The sequence below is a fragment of the Paenibacillus doosanensis genome (genome assembly GCF_025060755.1).
Taxonomy (GTDB): Bacteria; Bacillota; Bacilli; order Paenibacillales; family NBRC-103111; genus Paenibacillus_S; species Paenibacillus_S doosanensis.
The window spans coordinates 42910-59050 of sequence record NZ_JANYUY010000035.1 but is presented as its reverse complement, the minus strand read 5'-3'; the positions used below and the strand labels follow the sequence as shown (position 1 = coordinate 59050).

Annotated in this window: 6 protein-coding genes; all 6 read left to right on the top strand. The window is 50.8% G+C overall.

The genetic code is table 11. The features are described 5' to 3' along the window. The first annotated feature begins 7 nt into the window (after nucleotides 1-7). The 6 genes from N0M98_RS22145 to N0M98_RS22120 all read left to right on the top strand — a co-directional run bounded on the left by N0M98_RS22145 (nucleotide 8) and on the right by N0M98_RS22120 (nucleotide 16045). Nucleotides 8-1714 carry a putative 2-aminoethylphosphonate ABC transporter permease subunit gene (locus N0M98_RS22145; RefSeq protein ID WP_259619178.1) on the top strand — a complete coding sequence of 569 codons (1707 nt, stop codon included), beginning with the start codon at nucleotides 8-10 and terminating at the stop codon, nucleotides 1712-1714. Nucleotides 1715-1782: 68 nt separating this feature from the next. Beyond that, nucleotides 1783-6951, top strand: coding sequence for a LamG-like jellyroll fold domain-containing protein (locus N0M98_RS22140; protein ID WP_259619177.1), 5169 nt, complete (start codon nucleotides 1783-1785; stop codon nucleotides 6949-6951). A gap of 49 nt (nucleotides 6952-7000) precedes the next feature. Continuing rightward, entirely contained in the window at nucleotides 7001-12286 is a 5286-nt protein-coding gene (locus N0M98_RS22135; protein ID WP_259619200.1) for a DUF2341 domain-containing protein, read from the top strand. A gap of 222 nt (nucleotides 12287-12508) precedes the next feature. Continuing rightward, complete coding sequence (locus N0M98_RS22130) at nucleotides 12509-13468, top strand: ABC transporter permease (protein WP_375295535.1); 960 nt, start codon at nucleotides 12509-12511, stop codon at nucleotides 13466-13468. A 15-nt stretch (nucleotides 13469-13483) separates the two neighbouring features. Next, nucleotides 13484-14356, top strand: a complete 873-nt coding sequence (locus tag N0M98_RS22125; protein ID WP_375295534.1) for a carbohydrate ABC transporter permease — start codon at nucleotides 13484-13486, stop codon at nucleotides 14354-14356. A 114-nt stretch (nucleotides 14357-14470) separates the two neighbouring features. Next, the gene (locus tag N0M98_RS22120; protein ID WP_259619175.1) at nucleotides 14471-16045 is read left to right on the top strand and encodes an extracellular solute-binding protein; all 1575 of its coding nucleotides are present in this window, start codon (nucleotides 14471-14473) and stop codon (nucleotides 16043-16045) included. Nucleotides 16046-16141 lie beyond the last annotated feature (96 nt).

Below are 16141 nucleotides of genomic sequence, written 5' to 3'. Positions count from 1 at the left end.
ACGAAGCATGTTATTTACACGGAAGACAAGGCAGCGCACCGGATTCGAAGGATGGTATATCCGGTTTTTGCTGATCTGTATGCTCGTTATCATGACGGTATCTATCCTGCTGCCTTTGGGCGATTTATTTGTAAAGGCATTTCACAATCAACAGGAGGAATGGGTCGGGCTTGCCCATTTTGCCAAATATTTATCTACTCCTGCATTGTCAAGATCGGCCGGGCATTCGATCTACGTTTCGCTTATTACGACTTTGATTTCCGTAGGGGGTGCATTTTTTTACGCTTATGCGTTGACGCGCGCGAGGATACCGGGCGGCAGATGGTTCCGTTACATTGCGCTGCTGCCTTTGTTTGCGCCGACGATGATGCACGGGATTGCTCTGACCTATTTATTCGGCAATCAGGGTTTGGTGACTACAGGGCTGTTCGGTTTGCTGCCAGGCTGGAATATTCAGCTGTACGGAAGCACGGGGATTATTATATCCGAGATCATTTATACGTTTCCGCAGGCGTTTCTGATTCTCATGGTATCGTTCTCCATAGCGGATTACCGGTTGTACGAAGCATCGGAAACGCTTGGAGCCGGGAAGTGGAAGCAGTTCCTCACCATCACGCTGCCTCAAATGAAATACGGGTTGATCGGCTCGCTCTTCGTTTGCTTTACCCTTAGCTTTACCGACTTCGGAGCGCCCAAGGTCGTAGGAGGCCAGTACAACGTACTGCCGACGGACATCTATAAACAGGTTATAGGACAGCAAAATATGTCCATGGGCGCGGTGATCGGCATCCTGCTGACGATTCCCGCTATAGCGGCCTTTTTCATCGACCGGTTCGTAGAGCGCAAGCAGAATACCATGGTATCCGTGAAATCGACGCCCTATCAAATCAAGCCTAACCGGCTGCGTGATGTAATCTATACGGTCTATTGCACGATTATCGCTTCAGGCATCGCGGTATTGCTTCTTACGGTGCTCTTCGCCTCCTTCGTTAAGGTGTGGCCGTATGATTTGAGCGTTACGCCGAAGCATTACGATTTCTCCAACGTATCGGCCGGCGGGTTGACTCCATTCTGGAACAGTCTGCTCGTTGCGCTGCTAACCGCCGTCCTCGGTACGGTCATTGCGTTTGTACATTCTTATCTTATCGAGAAGGCAAGGGTCTGGAAGGGCGTCCGGCAAATCGGTTACTTTATCTCTTTGCTTCCGTTAGCCTTGCCTGGACTCGTTATCGGGCTCGGATATATTTTTTTCTTCAACCGTCCGGAGAACCCTTTGCATGGAATATACGGAACGATCTGGATTGTTGTGTTGGCGAATATCGTCCATTTTTATTCCGTGTCGTTCGTTACCGCAACAACATCGCTGAAGCGATTGGATAAAGAGTATGAAATCGTTTCGGAATCGATGGGCGTGCCGGTTTACCGCCTGTTTTTCCGTGTTGCGGTACCGATATCGCTTCCGGCTCTATTGGAAATCGGCGTGTATTATTTTGTCAATTCCATGGTAACCATTTCGGCTGTCGTCTTTCTGTATTCGCCCGATTTTAAGCTGGCTTCGGTTTCCATCGTCAATATGGACGATGCGGGTGACGTGGCGGCTGCGGCAGCTATGGCCAGCCTTATTATGCTTGCGAATATCATCGTCAGACTAGGCTATGAATATGGGTCCCAGCGTTTGCTGAGCAGGACGGATGCTTGGCAGAGGAGGACGTAGCTTCTTCCGAAATACAGCTGCGAAGCTCTGTATTTAAATATTACATCCTATAAGGAGGCCTTCCCTTCATGCCCCGTATCAAAATGACGCTGTTTGCATCCATTTTTTGTTTCGCCGCGGTGTTCCTGTTGTTTATCTATGGTGACGACCGGATGCCTTCGGCCTACGCCGTTTCAACCGATACGGATTTGTTCGATAAGCAAATCTTATATTTGCCGTTCGAGAGCAATGCGCTTGACGCTTCAGGCAACCGGAATAACGGCACGGTGAAAAACGCATTGACGTATACGGCCGGTACGATCGGAGATCAAGCCATCGATACGACGCAGGGCGGATATGTGAACATTCCCGATTACAATAATAGCAGCAGTAAATTCAGGTTCGGTGCCGCCCAAGATTTCACGGTCTCCTTCTGGATGAAAGCCGACAGCTCGGTTATCGGGACAGCCGATGCTACCATCATCTCCAACAAGGATTGGTCGGGCGGCGGCAATCAAGGCTGGGAAATAGGGGTATATAACCACTATTTGACGTGGAATTACAAGGGCGCCAACTTGGCGCGGATGGATTTGCACAAGTCCAGCTTGAATAACAGCAGCCCCATTCAGCTGATCGTGGACGATAACCAATGGCATCATATCGTCGTTTCGCATAATCGCACCGGGAATGCCGCCTTTTACATGGACAATGTCCTGAAAAAAACGATCAGCATCGCCGGTGCGGGCACGATCGATCCGGCAACGATCTTAAACCTGAACATTGGGGTAGACGGCAAGCAAAACATTCCATTCAAAGGGCAGCTTGATGATTTCCGCATCTTCGCCAAAGCACTCAATAATGATGAAGTTCAGTTATTGTACAACATCAAGTCGACCCTGAATCACAACGATGCTCCAAGCTGGCCAGCGAACAGCTCACTGACCGGAGCCCCTGTCGACCCTAACGGATATCAACTGACGTGGCCTTCGGCAACGGTCAATGCTGCAGGGGATAGCGCGGGCGTAACCCAATACATGATATACAAAAACAATAATTTACTGGCTTCCGTAGACGGTTCGACGAATACGTATACCGCCTACGGTTTCGCGACAGGAGAATCGGCTGTTTTTCGGGTAGAGGCGATGGATCGTCTGGGCAATCTGACGTCTAACGGACCCTCGATCAGCTACAGAGTGCCGGGCATCGGATTAAACTTCGAGCAAGCGAACCTGACCGTCGGAGAAACGGTTACACTTGAAGCTTCCGCCGATACGCCGAATGCATCACTGCATTGGACTATTGACAATCCAAGCATCGGGCGGATAGAGCCGGACGGAAATAAAGCGGTCATTACCGGGTTAGCGGCAGGTACAGCGAATGTAACCGTGACCGAAGGCGGAGTTACCGCAACATGTAAAATCACAGTAACGGCACCGTCCGTACCGGATGACAGCGGCAAGATCTTCGCTTACGCAGCGGACGACACTTTTGTGCAAGGCAATCCGGGAACCGGCAATTACGGCAGCCAATCCATAATTAACATTAAGAACAGCACGTCCGTCGACAATTATCTGCGCTACGGTTTCCTGAAATACAATTTGAGCGGCATCAAGAGGGAAGATGCGGACGATATTGAATCGGTGAAGCTTAAGCTGTACGGAGCTATCGCGGATTCGCGAGCTTCGGATGCCACGCTTCAGGACGTAACGGCCTTTGGAATTTCCGACGATAGCTGGAAGGAAGGCACCGTCACCTATAACAACATGCCCGCTATGGGCGACAGTATTCAGACTATCTCATTCAATAATAAGCTGCAATGGCGTGAATATGACATCACATCGTATGCCAAAGCCCGTCTGTCCGCGAATAAGCTGGTCAGCGTGGCGCTGAAGGAAGCAGGCAGCGATTATACGGTGAACGTGTACAGTAAGGAAAATACGGCAGGCTCCTATGCCTCTTACTTGGAAGTAACAACCAAGCTGAAACGACCGGTTGACACGTTGTGGCCGAATGGAACGCAAATCGACGTTCAAAGGAAGGCGGATGGCGGAGTACTGCTTTCGTGGCCGGAGGCGGTTGATGTTCTGGGAGTCGATAAATACCGGATTTCCATTGACGGTCAAGTCATAGCGACCGTTCCGGCGAACGACCGGCAATTCAGTCTGAAGGCGCTGCGTCCCGGCAGTACATATACGGTTAATATCGAAGCGGGTGTAACGACGGAACGCTGGGCGGCGCCGATTCTTGCCACAACCTACCTCGTGCCCGGAAATATTATGGCCGGCGCGGATGAACAGGCGGATTTGCTGGACTATCGCTTTGAACAATCCGCTGCGGAGGACAGCAGCCCGGGGCATCATGACGGACTTTCGATCGGTTCGGCCAAAGTAAACTATGATCCGACCTTCGGCAAGAACGTTTTGTCGCTGGACGGCAGCAGCTCCTATGTCCAGGTTCCGCATCAATCGGCGCTGAGTCCGGAATATATGTCCATTGTCACTTCTTTTTCCTTGGAAGACTTGTACAGCGCGCAGACGATCGTGGCCAAGAACAACCAGTCCGATTATGCTCTGCAATATAATCCGATTACGAGGAAGCTGGAAGCCTGGTTTTATGTATGGGATATGCTCGGCGGGGCAGGATCGTATGTCATCGTCGAAAGCACCCCGGCACTGGAGGCTAACAAAATCTACCATGCCGTAGCGACCTACGACGGGTTGACGGCCAAGCTGTATCTTAACGGAGCGGAAGCGGGCAGCCAGTCCAGAGCCGGCGCGATCGGCGGTTCGGCCAAGGCGGATCTGGGAATCGGGGCTTCCATTGACTATGCGGGAAGAGCATCCGGTTATTTGAAAGGAAAAATCGGATTTGTGCAGCTGTACAGCAAAGTGTTTGCCGCAGCCGACGTGCTGACCTTGTACAACGCTTATTTGACAGGCAACCATCCTGAAGATGTCGCAGCATTGCGGTGGGACATTCCGGCCGAATGGACCGTAGGTCAAGCCGGACAAGCCGTCGTTAAGAAGAAAACGGCCGGAGGCGCAGAAAGCGAACTGGAGCAAGGCGTTATCTATACAAGCTTGAATCCTGCGGTAGCTTCGATCTCAGGCTCAGGTCTAATTACACCGCTGAGTAAAGGAACGGCAAAGCTAACGGCTCAATACGGCATGTATACTGCGGACGTTACCATTACGGTCAAAGAGCCTGCAGCGCAGTATATCGCGCTTGATGGGCCTGTTGAGATGAAAGCAGGGACGACGGGCGCTTTGCTGACAAAAGTTTTTTACAAAGCGGGCGCGAATGAAATTCTAACCTCCGGCGTAGCATACAGTTCGGATCAGCCCGAGACGGCAGCCGTCGACAATCAAGGCGTTGTGCATGCTGTAGCGCCGGGTGAAGCTGTGCTGCATGCGGCATGGAACGGTCTGCAGGCCGACTGGTTGATCCGAGTCGTGCCGGACAAGCCGGCAGTCGATCCGGATCAGCCTCAGATGGAATCGTTGTTATTTAAAGGGCCGTCCGTCTTGTTAGTCGGCGAAACCGCGAATACGGTCGTCCGAGCGGTATACAATGACCAGTCGTCCATCGTGCTGAATCGGGACGTCCTCTACTCCAGCGACAATGCCGACATCGCGACAATCGATTCCGTAACGGGAGCTATCTATGGGGCGAAGACGGGCGTTGTTACTTTCAAAGCATCCTATCAAGGCTTTAACGCGCAGTTCTCTACGGTTGTGAAAACTCAGAAGGACCCGGAGCTTCCGACGGAACCGGTTAAGCAGCTGCAATCGCTTCGCTTGACAGGTACCCGGAGCGTCAACGTAGGGGAACAGGCGGTATACGCTTTAGAAGCCGTATATAACGACGATACTGCGCTGTCCGTAACGGAATCGGCGCAATGGACGGTAGCAGACTCCTCCTTGCTGCGTCTGGACGGGCCGGGCAAGCTGACCGGTTTGATGCAGGGCAATACGGTATTAACGGCTACGTATGAGAACTTGAAGGCACAACTGACAATTATTGTCCAAGCGGAACAAGGCGCCGATCCCGGCGACAGCGGGGGCGATGACTCTTCCGGTTCTTCCGGCGGCAGCGGCTCAGGCAGCCATGGAAGCGGTGGTGGCGGCAGCGGTTCAAGCACTTCGGGTACGAACGTTAGTAACGGTATCATGGAACTGAGTGAAGCGGATGTAAGACAGGCGTTATCGGGTGCTTCCATATCCCTCGGAACGGATGTATCCAAAGTGACGCTGCCGGTTAACGCCGGAGAGCTTCTCGGTAACCAACTGCTCCGTCTGGAGCAAAAGGGTCTGGTACTGCACGTGCCGGGCGAACTGCTGCAAACGGCGCCGGTCGATGGTATAGATGATAAGAATCAAGCGCGCATTGCAATATCGCTGCCGATCGTTTCCGGTCCGTTAGGAGATGCTCTGATCGGCCGTGCCGAAGCTTTCTCCAATGCCAAACTGAACCCGATTTCGCCGGTGTACGACGTTAAGATCGCCGTCGAATCGGCTGATGGACAGGTCAGACCGATAGCTAATTGGACGGAGACGGTGCAGATCACGTTCCCGGCCCCTGCCAATGCGGATCGACGGCTGCTTGGCGTCTACCAATTGTTCGCTGACGGCAGTATGAAGTACATCGGAGGACAATGGACCGATGCAGGCATCCAGGCTGAGCTGCGCGAAGGCGGTAAATACGCTGTGTTGGAATATCGCCAAATCTATAACGACGTTCCTTCCGCTCACTGGGCATTTCGTTCGATTCAGATTATGAGCGCCATGCATAAGGCGGAGGGCTCTGACAACCATTATTTTTACCCGGACCAGGCTATAACCAGAGCCGAATTTGTCGCCTTGCTGGTGAAATCATTGAACCTCCCGCTGGAATCGATGAACTCATTCCATGATGTGCCGACAGCTGCCTGGTATTCGCCTTATATTGGCGGAGCGGCGGCATCGGGGTTAGTCGAAGGCAAAGACGGCAATCATTTTGATCCGGAAGCGACGATCAGCCGAGAGGAGATGGCAGTACTGCTGGTTCGCGCTTACGAGTGCGCAGGCGGCAAACAAGAGCTTGATCGGGATTTCAAATTTGCCGACGCCGAGCGATTCGCACCTTGGTCTCAAGCTTCCGTGAATCGTGCTGCACAGCTCGGATTGATGGAAGGCAGAGAAGACGGAATGTTCTACCCAAGCGATTCCGCTACGCGTGCCGAAGCGGTACAAGTACTGTTGAGATTGCTGAATTCATAGGCGGAAGACAATAACTATCTTTATGTAGGAGGAGACTTTTTTGCGAATTATGCTGCGTATAAAAAAGTGGTGTGCGGTTATCGTGGCCTTCATGCTCTTATGTCAGTTATCATGGTCATTTGCCCCTTTGGCTGCTTATGCGGATGCAGCGGGCACGGCTCCGGAGCCTGCTCCATGGAAGGATTCGGACCGGAACTACCGGGTCATGCTGACGATGGACAACTCCGACGGGGAGGAGGATTTGACCGACTTCCCCGTTCCCGTCACATTGAACAAATCAACGATTGACTACACAGTCACATCGGAGACCGATCTGAAATTTTACAATGACGATCAAACGAAGGAATTGAGCTATGAGGTGGAAAAGTGGGACCCCAACGATGAAAGCATCGTTTGGGTCAACGTCCCGCTGATCCACGGCCATTCGAGCACGGATCGCATTTGGTTGTATTACGGAGGCAGCACGTTAAGCGATTCCCGGCAACAGGCGGTGTGGGACCCGAACTTTTTGCTCGTTTACCATTTCGGAGAACGAATCCAGGATTATTTCTACCAGCCTGCGGCCGTCGAGCAGTATCGGGACTCGACAGCCAATAACAATACCGGCCTGCGCCAGGCGGCAGGAGCAAGCTCCAGCGGACCTTCGTACACGCTGTACGCCAAGGACGATCCGAGATATAACATGGTAGGCCGTTATTATGAGAGCCACCGCGGTTATGTAAGAGCGAAAAACGGGAATGTCGGAGACGGGGAGCAGCAGCTTACCGTTTCCTTATGGGCACGCGCGAACGATTACGAATTGTCCAAGCTTTCGTATACCCTTATTGCCAGACAAAGAAGCGCGGATAGCTTGAATCAGGCTTACTTTATGAAGCTGTCCGGCGGAAAATGGAGTGCGAATTTGTTCACGAACGATGCCGACCCTGTGCAGAACGGAAGCGGCGCAGCGGCGCTTAACGGGGGAGCCGTCACCGCAGACTGGACATATTTCACACTGACGTATGACAAGAACGCAGCGGGAAATAACCTCAAGCTTTATCGCGACGGAGTGCTGGTCGATTCCGCAGCCCGCACAGGTTCGTTGATCACGACGAGCGGTACGTCAACCGCGCCACTAACGATCAGTAAATCCTCGGACGCCGGTGCGGCCGGCGGCGGTTATCGCGGCGGCGTCGACGAGGTTCGGGTTTCCAAGGTAGCGCGCAGTGAAGCGTGGGTGAAGGCCGAGTATAAAAGCATGAAGAAAAACGGCCGCTTTATCCTGTTCGGCCAACCGGAAAAGAAAAATGCGCTGCAGCTGACGCTGCTTCAGCCGAAGCAAGGAGAAACGTACTTTGCTCCGGACTTAAGCTTAAGCGGACTTGCAAGCGAAAGTGCCGTTATTCGTTATAAGCTTGACGCCAATGATATGGTGACGCTGAATACCGCTGCGGACGATAAGACTTTTCAATCCATCTTGAAAGAGCTCAAAAGCGGTGCTCATACGCTGTACGTCGAGGCGGCTTCCAACGCCAGCCCTTCAGTTATCGAGAGCAAAACGGTAACCTTTACGATTGACGGCAGCAAGCTGAATCCATCCGTCGTTCCGGAAAGCGCAAGCGGAGAGCAAGCGCAGCAATCCGGCGATGTAACGCTTCGGGTCAAGGCGAAGTCGCCGACAGGAGAGCCGATGGATGTCAGCTTTTATGAGAAAAATGTGCAGTTTGTAAAAGACTTCGGCAGTAAAATGTCCACGGATGCGGCCTATGAGCGAACGGATTCGATGGACCCGCCGGGCAGCGCGACCATCACTTCGGAAACGGCTCTGCCTGCCGACGCATTGGATCGGATCAAAGCCTCGGACGGGAGCTATTACAGCAGCAAGTCATTGTCCAATTATCCGTATCAACGGTTTGACCTGACGATCAATAACGATTTATCCGGCATCAACGAACTGGAGGTGTCCTGGGAAGGGCATTCCAAAGAGAAAGTTATGCTGTACGCCTGGAACTATTCAACCAGCAAATGGGAGCTCATCGCATCTCGTAACGGAAATAGCGACAATAGCGACTTCAAGCTGACCAGTACGTTGAATAAGAGCACGATGGTGAACAGCACGACCAAAGTAGCCAAGCTGTACGTCGCTGCAACGCAGAGAGATACTATGCTTCCCGGGCAAAAACCGAGTCCCGATCAGTATGACTTCTCGTTCGTATGGATGACGGATACGCAGCTTGAAGCCGAATCATTCCCGGGCGCATACGATGCCAGTACGCAGTGGATCGCCGACAATAAGGATGCGCAAAAAATCCAGTATGTGATTCATACCGGGGATATCGTGAACACGGCGAGTCAGGAATATCAATGGCAAAACGCGGATCACAGCATGAAAATTTTGGAGGATGCCGGCATCCCTTACGGTGTCATTCAAGGAAATCACGATATGAACAACGCCTTGTACGGGAAATATTTTGGGGCGTTCCGATTTGCCGGAAAGCTGTTTCAAGGAAAGCCTTATTATAACGAATATAACAGCTGGAATCAGAATCATTACGATCTCATTTCGGCCGGCGGCGTCGATTTCATCATTATGTATATTGGCTGGGGAGGCTTCAACCAAGCTTCGGTCAACTGGGCCAACCAAGTCTTGCAGCAATATAAGGAGCGCAAAGCCATTCTGGCCGTGCACGAATATTTACTGTATTCCGGAACGTACGGCACCGATGATTACGGCGGCAAAAAAATTATGGAGCAGATCGTACAGCCTAACAGCAATATTTTTATGGTATTGTGCGGTCACAACCAATCGGCCTATTACAATGTAAAGCGAATTGGCGGTAAAGTCGTATACGAGCTGCTGCACGACTATCAAGATGCTGCATTGGGCGGAGCCGGGTACATTCGTATGATGTATTTTGATCTGAAAAAGCAGATGATCTATATGGTCCCTTATTCTCCTATTACTAATGATAACTACGGTTTTTTCCAGGAGAAGCACGAATTTTATACGATCCCGTTAAATTTCAACAACGAGCCTATCGAACTGGCGACAGGCTATATCGGTGTAAAAGGAAGCTCGCTGAATGTGATCCAGACGACACCGGCTGCCTCCGATACGGGATTGGCTGAATCCACATGGAGTCAGCGCGACTATAATCGGCCTTACACCTGGTATGCCGTGGCCAAGGATTCGTACGGCAATCAGACCAAGTCCGAGGAGCGTACGTTCACTATCGCGAAGCCTATTATAGAATCGATCCGCTTGCAGGGATTGGCGCCAATGAAGGTAGGAGAGCGCCGCAATACGGCAGTAGAAGCGACTTATACGGACGGCAGCAAGGAAACCGTGAACGGATTCCTGTTAACCAGCAGCAAGCCGGAAGTGGCCTCGATCGACGCCAATGGCACTGTAACTGCCCATGCGGAAGGCGAAACGATTATTACCGCGTCGCTCGGTTCTCTGACGACTTCCTACAAGTTATTGGTTCAAGCTGCTCCAGTAACGATTCCAATTCTGCAGTCCATTCAGTTGGAGGGATTAAAGCCTTCTACGGTAGATGACGAACTGCAGACAGTGGTGAGCGCGACTTACAGCGATGGCAGTGCGGCTGTGCTTTTCGACGGAGGAAGAATAACAGCCAAGGGGCTCCAGCTCACCAATTCCAATCCGGAAGTAGCGTCGCTCGATGCAGCCACCGGCAAAGTGAAGGCACTTAAAGCAGGAGAAACGGTTATCGCCGCAACCTATCAGGCTCTCCACAGCAGCTACACGCTGCTCATTCAAGCCAAGCAGGAAGAAGTGGACAATACTCCTAAGCTTCAGTCGCTCATCATGGACGGGCTGCATCCATTAACCGTCGGGGAGAAAGGTCAGGCCACCGTGTTCGGACTATACAGCCCTAATAACCAATTAGTCGCTATCCAGGACGGACTAAAATTTTACAGCAGCTATGAGCAGGTAGCTGCGATCGACAACGATGGCTTGGTGTCTGCGCTCAGCCCGGGGCGCGCTACCATCACGGTAACCTATAACGGACTGGAAGCCAGCTCGGAGCTTGTCGTCATTGCAGATAATACTAACGGCAATGAAGGCGGCAACGGAAATAACGGCGGCAATAATGGCGGTAGTACCGGAGGCGGTAAACCATCGCATTCAAGCGGTGGCGGCGGTGGCGGCGGTGGCGGCTATGTGCCTCCAACCGTGCCGGGAGAGGCCGATCAGGAATTTGTTCAGAAAGTGAATGCCGGGCAATTGACTGCAGCGAACGGCCAAGGGTCCGCTGTCATTCAAGTAGAGGAAGGGAAGACGCAAGTGGATCTCCCTTACTCTGCGGTTAAATCGATGAACGTGTCCACAGTTTCATTCCAGCTGGACTGGGGATCGGTTACGATTCCGGCCGAATCGCTCCAAGCAGCGGCTTCGACGATGACGGAAGAGCAGTTGAGCCAAGCCTCGCTTTCGTTATCTTACCGAATCTGGGATGACGAGCTGCTGGAGGTGCTGACGGAGCTGCAAAACCGTCAAGCCGTACAAATTACGCCTGCGGCCAAGATGATTCATATCGATTGGAGCTCGAATCCTTTCACTGCGGGTATCGGAACGAGCAATCAGGCGGCCGAAGTTCATTTTCCGTTACCGCCAAAGGCTAACGGCAAGCGTCTGGGCTTGTACCGTGTCAATGAGGACGGGCAATTGAAATTTCACTCGCCTAACCGTTCTTCCGATTATTCCGAAGCCGTGTTTACCATGTCGGGCAGCGGAGACTTCGTTATTCTGGAATACAACGTCAATTATTTTGATGTGAAGGAGCATTGGGCCGCTCAAGCGATCGGCGACCTCGCGGCGAGACAACTATTTCAGTCTATGGTGGCCGAACCGATAGTCAGCGCTTCAGGCTCCCAGGGCTTCTATCCAGACAAAGAAATAACGCGAGCCGAGTTTGCCGCGCTGCTTGCGCGCATGCTGGAGCTTCCTTTGAACGGTGTGAGCGCATATGCCGATATTCCGAGTACGGCTTGGTATGCGAACGAAGTCAGCGCCGCTGCCAAAGCGGGAATCGTCGAAGGCGTCGGCGATCATGAGTTTAGTCCGGATTCGGCTATTACACGGGAACAAATGGCCACGATGCTGATGCGGGCTTGGCATGTTAAATTCGGAGCCGAGGCGGTATCCTCCAATAATATTGCGTTCTCCGATCAAGGGCAGATTAGCGAATGGGCCAAGCCGTCCGTTATGTCAGCAGCGGGCCTGCATTTACTGAACGGACGAGCGGAAGGCGTCTTCGTCCCTGAAGGAACGACAACAAGAGCCGAGGCTGCGCAAGTGGTTCATCAAGTTTTATTTAGCAATTCATAGGATCGGAACGGTATATTGCAATCCCTCGCTGAGTTTGACTCGCGGGGGATTTTTTCAATAAATAAAACTATTACAAAATTCTTTTAAATAATTACATTTTATTCAACATGGCTGAGAGTATAATTATTTACATGACATCCGAGGCAGCTTCCCATTGGAATTCGGCCGGATCAGCGGGAGCAGCACCATGTTAAAACTTCATTAAAAAGAGGGATGATAAATGTGAAAGCGGTTTTAAGCGGCCATAGAGAACCTGCCGGCATCATCGAAAAAAAACGAAAACACGGTTTCGCACAAACCATCAAAAAAGATTCTTTATTATATTTTCTCTTGCTGCTGCCCATGGCGTATATGATCATATTCAAATATGCTCCCATTTACGGGATATTGATGGCTTTTCAGGACTATAACATTTTTGAGGGGATTAGCGGGAGCGAGTGGGTCGGGCTTGACGTTTTCCAATTCATTTTTCAGCAAAAAAGCTTTTACCGCGCTCTGATCAATACGCTTGCATTGAACTTTCTCGATTTGGTAGCGGGTTTCCCGGCTCCCATCCTACTGGCCGTTTTGTTGAATGAGCTCCGGTATGCAAGGTTTAAAAAAATAACGCAAACGATTTTATATTTGCCGCATTTTTTGTCCTGGATCATTATCGGAGGCATGGTCTACCTGATGTTTTCTTCGGCGGGTATCGCCAATAGCGTCTTAACCGGTCTTGGCTTTGGCCATATCGAGTTTCTGTCTCAAAAAACGAACTGGCTGATCATGTACGTGCTGATCGGGGTCTGGCAAAGCGCGGGATGGGGCACAATCATCTATTTGGCGGCAATTACCGGAATTAACAAGGAATTATATGAAGCTTCGGATATGGACGGATGCAGCAGACTTCGTAAAATATGGCATATTACTTTGCCTGGAATTAAGCCTACAATCATTATTTTGCTCATCCTGCAAATCGGAAGGATGCTCTCGATCGGGTTTGACCGGCCGTTTGTTATGGGAAACTCTCTTGTAAGCGAATACTCCGATGTGATAAGCACCTTTGTATACAGGGTGGGAATCGGGTCCGGGGACTTCTCGCAGGCAACAGCGGTCGGGTTGTTTCAATCTGTGGTAGGGCTGGTGTTTTTGGTGGCAGCGAATTGTATTGCCAAAAAAATCGGCGAACAGGGAATTTGGTGAGGGGACGTGCTACGTTTGAGCAAAAAGCAAAAAGTGAATTTCGTTGACGCATTCATTATTTTCATCGTAACCGGAGTCGCCATTACTTGTCTTGTTCCATTTTTATATATGATTGCGCTGTCTCTCAGCTCCAATAATGCAATTATTTCGCAGAAGGTTTCTCTGTGGCCGGTAGGCTTTACATTGGAAACCTATAAAACGATTTTAAGCGATATGGAGATGATCTATACGCTGGGGTATACCATTGTGCTGACTATTTTGTATACCGCCATCTGTATGTTTTTAACGGCATGTGCGGCGTATCCGCTTACAAAGAAGCGGTTAAAGGGCAGAAACTCCATTTTGACAATGATGGTCTTTACTATGTATTTTAGCGGAGGATTGATCCCCAGCTATATTCTGGTGAAAAACCTGGAACTCACAAACACCGTATGGAGCTTGATTTTGCCCGGCGCTATGAGCGTGTTCAATATGATCATCTTAAAAACCTTTTTCTCCTCCCTTCCGGAAAGCCTGGAAGAATCGGCGGCCATCGACGGCTGCAATGAGCTGGGGATTCTTGTACGAATTGTCCTTCCGCTATCTTTGCCTTCTATAGCGACGTTAAGCCTGTTTTACGCGGTGGATCGATGGAATGGGTTTCAGGATGCGCTTTTTTATATTACCGATAAGAACCTGTATCCGATGCAATTAAAGCTGTACCAAATCATAACGGCGAATCAACAGCTGGATACCCAGCAAGGCGAGGGCAGCTTCGGTGCCTATATTGTTCCTGAATCGCTGAAAGCGGCGAGCGTCATGTTTGCAACGATCCCGATCTTAGTAGCGTACCCTAAGCTTCAAAAATATTTTGTGGATGGTGTCATGACAGGGGCGATTAAGGGATGACCGCAGCGGCGTTTCGTATGGAAAGGGGGGATATTCCGCTCAGGCGGGCTGGATCATGATGTAAGGGACGTCTTTCTCATCCAATAACTACGACGATAAAGGAAGGGTTTAAACATGAAAACTAAAAAAGCGCTGGTTTTATTGCCAGTCTTGACGCTATTAACAAGCGCATTGGCCGGATGCGGAGGCGATGACCCCAAGGCAAGCCAGTCAGCGTCACCAACAGATACAGCGGCTTCCGGCCCGCCGGTTACACTAACGGTCGAAGTATTTGACAGGGGAATCCAGGGACAGCCGGACTTGAACAACAATACTTGGACAAGGTATATCAACGAGCATTTCGGCAAGCCGAACAATGCTATCGTTAAATTCGTTCCGGTACCGAGGTCGCAAGAAATCGATAAGCTGAATGTATTGATGGCGGCAGGCGAGGCTCCCGATATCTCGTTTACCTATGACAGCGCTACCGTGTCGAGATACGCCAAAATCAACGGCATTATGCAATTGGATGATATACTGGCTAAGGATGGCAAGGAATTAACGAATTATTTAGGGAAGACCGTTCTTTCCTACGGCGTGTTTAACGGGAAACAGATGGCGATTCCCGCCAAGAGGACTTCACTGGCCTGGATCGGGATGTTTATTAGAAAAGATTGGCTCGATAAATTGGGAATGCCGGTTCCTACCAACAGGGATGAACTGTACAATGCTTTAGTGGCGTTCAGGGATAAAAATCCCGGCGGCGTGGATGGGGTGATCCCTTGGGGCGTGGCCGCAACCGGGATGAATTACAGCTTTGGTAATGTATCCGAATCTTTCTGGGGCAAACAGTCGGAGGAAGAATTCGTGACAGCCCCGGGCTGGCTGAGACCCGGCAACAAGGATGCGCTAAAGTTCCTCAACAAGCTTTATAACGAAAAATTAATCAGCCCCGATTTTGCCTTGGATAAAACGGCCAAGCAAGCGGACGCCGACGTTACAAACGGCAAAGTCGGATTCTTCAGCGCCAACTGGGATTACCCGTTAAGGCAAAATATCAGCGAGTCCTTAAAGGCAAATGCGCCTGACGCCAACTTTGTTCCTATCGACACATTTAAAAATGATGAAGGCAAGTATAAGAAAATCGCCTATAACGAAAATGGAGTCAATGTCTTTATCCCCAAGAGCAGTAAAAATGCAGAGCTGGCGATTAAGTACCTGAACTGGATGTCCAATCCCGACGTGTTATTCTTCCTGCAATACGGGCAGGAGGGCGTGAATCACAAGATGGCGGACGGCATTCCGCAGGTGATCAATCAAACCGGGGACAACATGCAAACCAGTTATCTGAATCTGGATTACACGTTGGTTGTAAACGGCGTGGAGCTCGGCGACCCTGAGAAAAACATTAAGGCTTTGGCTGCATCGGCGCCGGGACTTGAAGAGGTTGCCAAACAATCCTACAAAATCAATACTATGGATACTTATACGGCCTTCTTCTTCGATACGCCGAACGAGTCCAATATTAAGTACGGCAAAACGCTTTCGGATATGGGCAACCAAATGACGGATAAGCTGATCGTCTGCAAGCCTGCCGAATTCGACAGCTTGTATGATAAGCTGGTCGAGGAGTATATGGCGGCAGGCGGCAAGGCGGTTATGGATGAGAATGTGAAAATCTACAAGGCCATGCAATCGAATAAAAAGTAACCATCCCTATGCATATAGGCCGTTGACATCTCAGCGGCTTATATGAATTGGATGGAAGGAAAGATGAAGGCGGGACTCGCCATCATGGACTCGGGG

Coding starts and splice junctions, on each gene's coding strand:
- N0M98_RS22135 (WP_259619200.1), top strand. CDS start 7,001: ATGCTGCGTATAAAAAAGTGGTGTGCGGTTATCGTGGCCTTCATGCTC.
- N0M98_RS22120 (WP_259619175.1), top strand. CDS start 14,471: ATGAAAACTAAAAAAGCGCTGGTTTTATTGCCAGTCTTGACGCTATTA.
- N0M98_RS22145 (WP_259619178.1), top strand. CDS start 8: ATGTTATTTACACGGAAGACAAGGCAGCGCACCGGATTCGAAGGATGG.
- N0M98_RS22140 (WP_259619177.1), top strand. CDS start 1,783: ATGCCCCGTATCAAAATGACGCTGTTTGCATCCATTTTTTGTTTCGCC.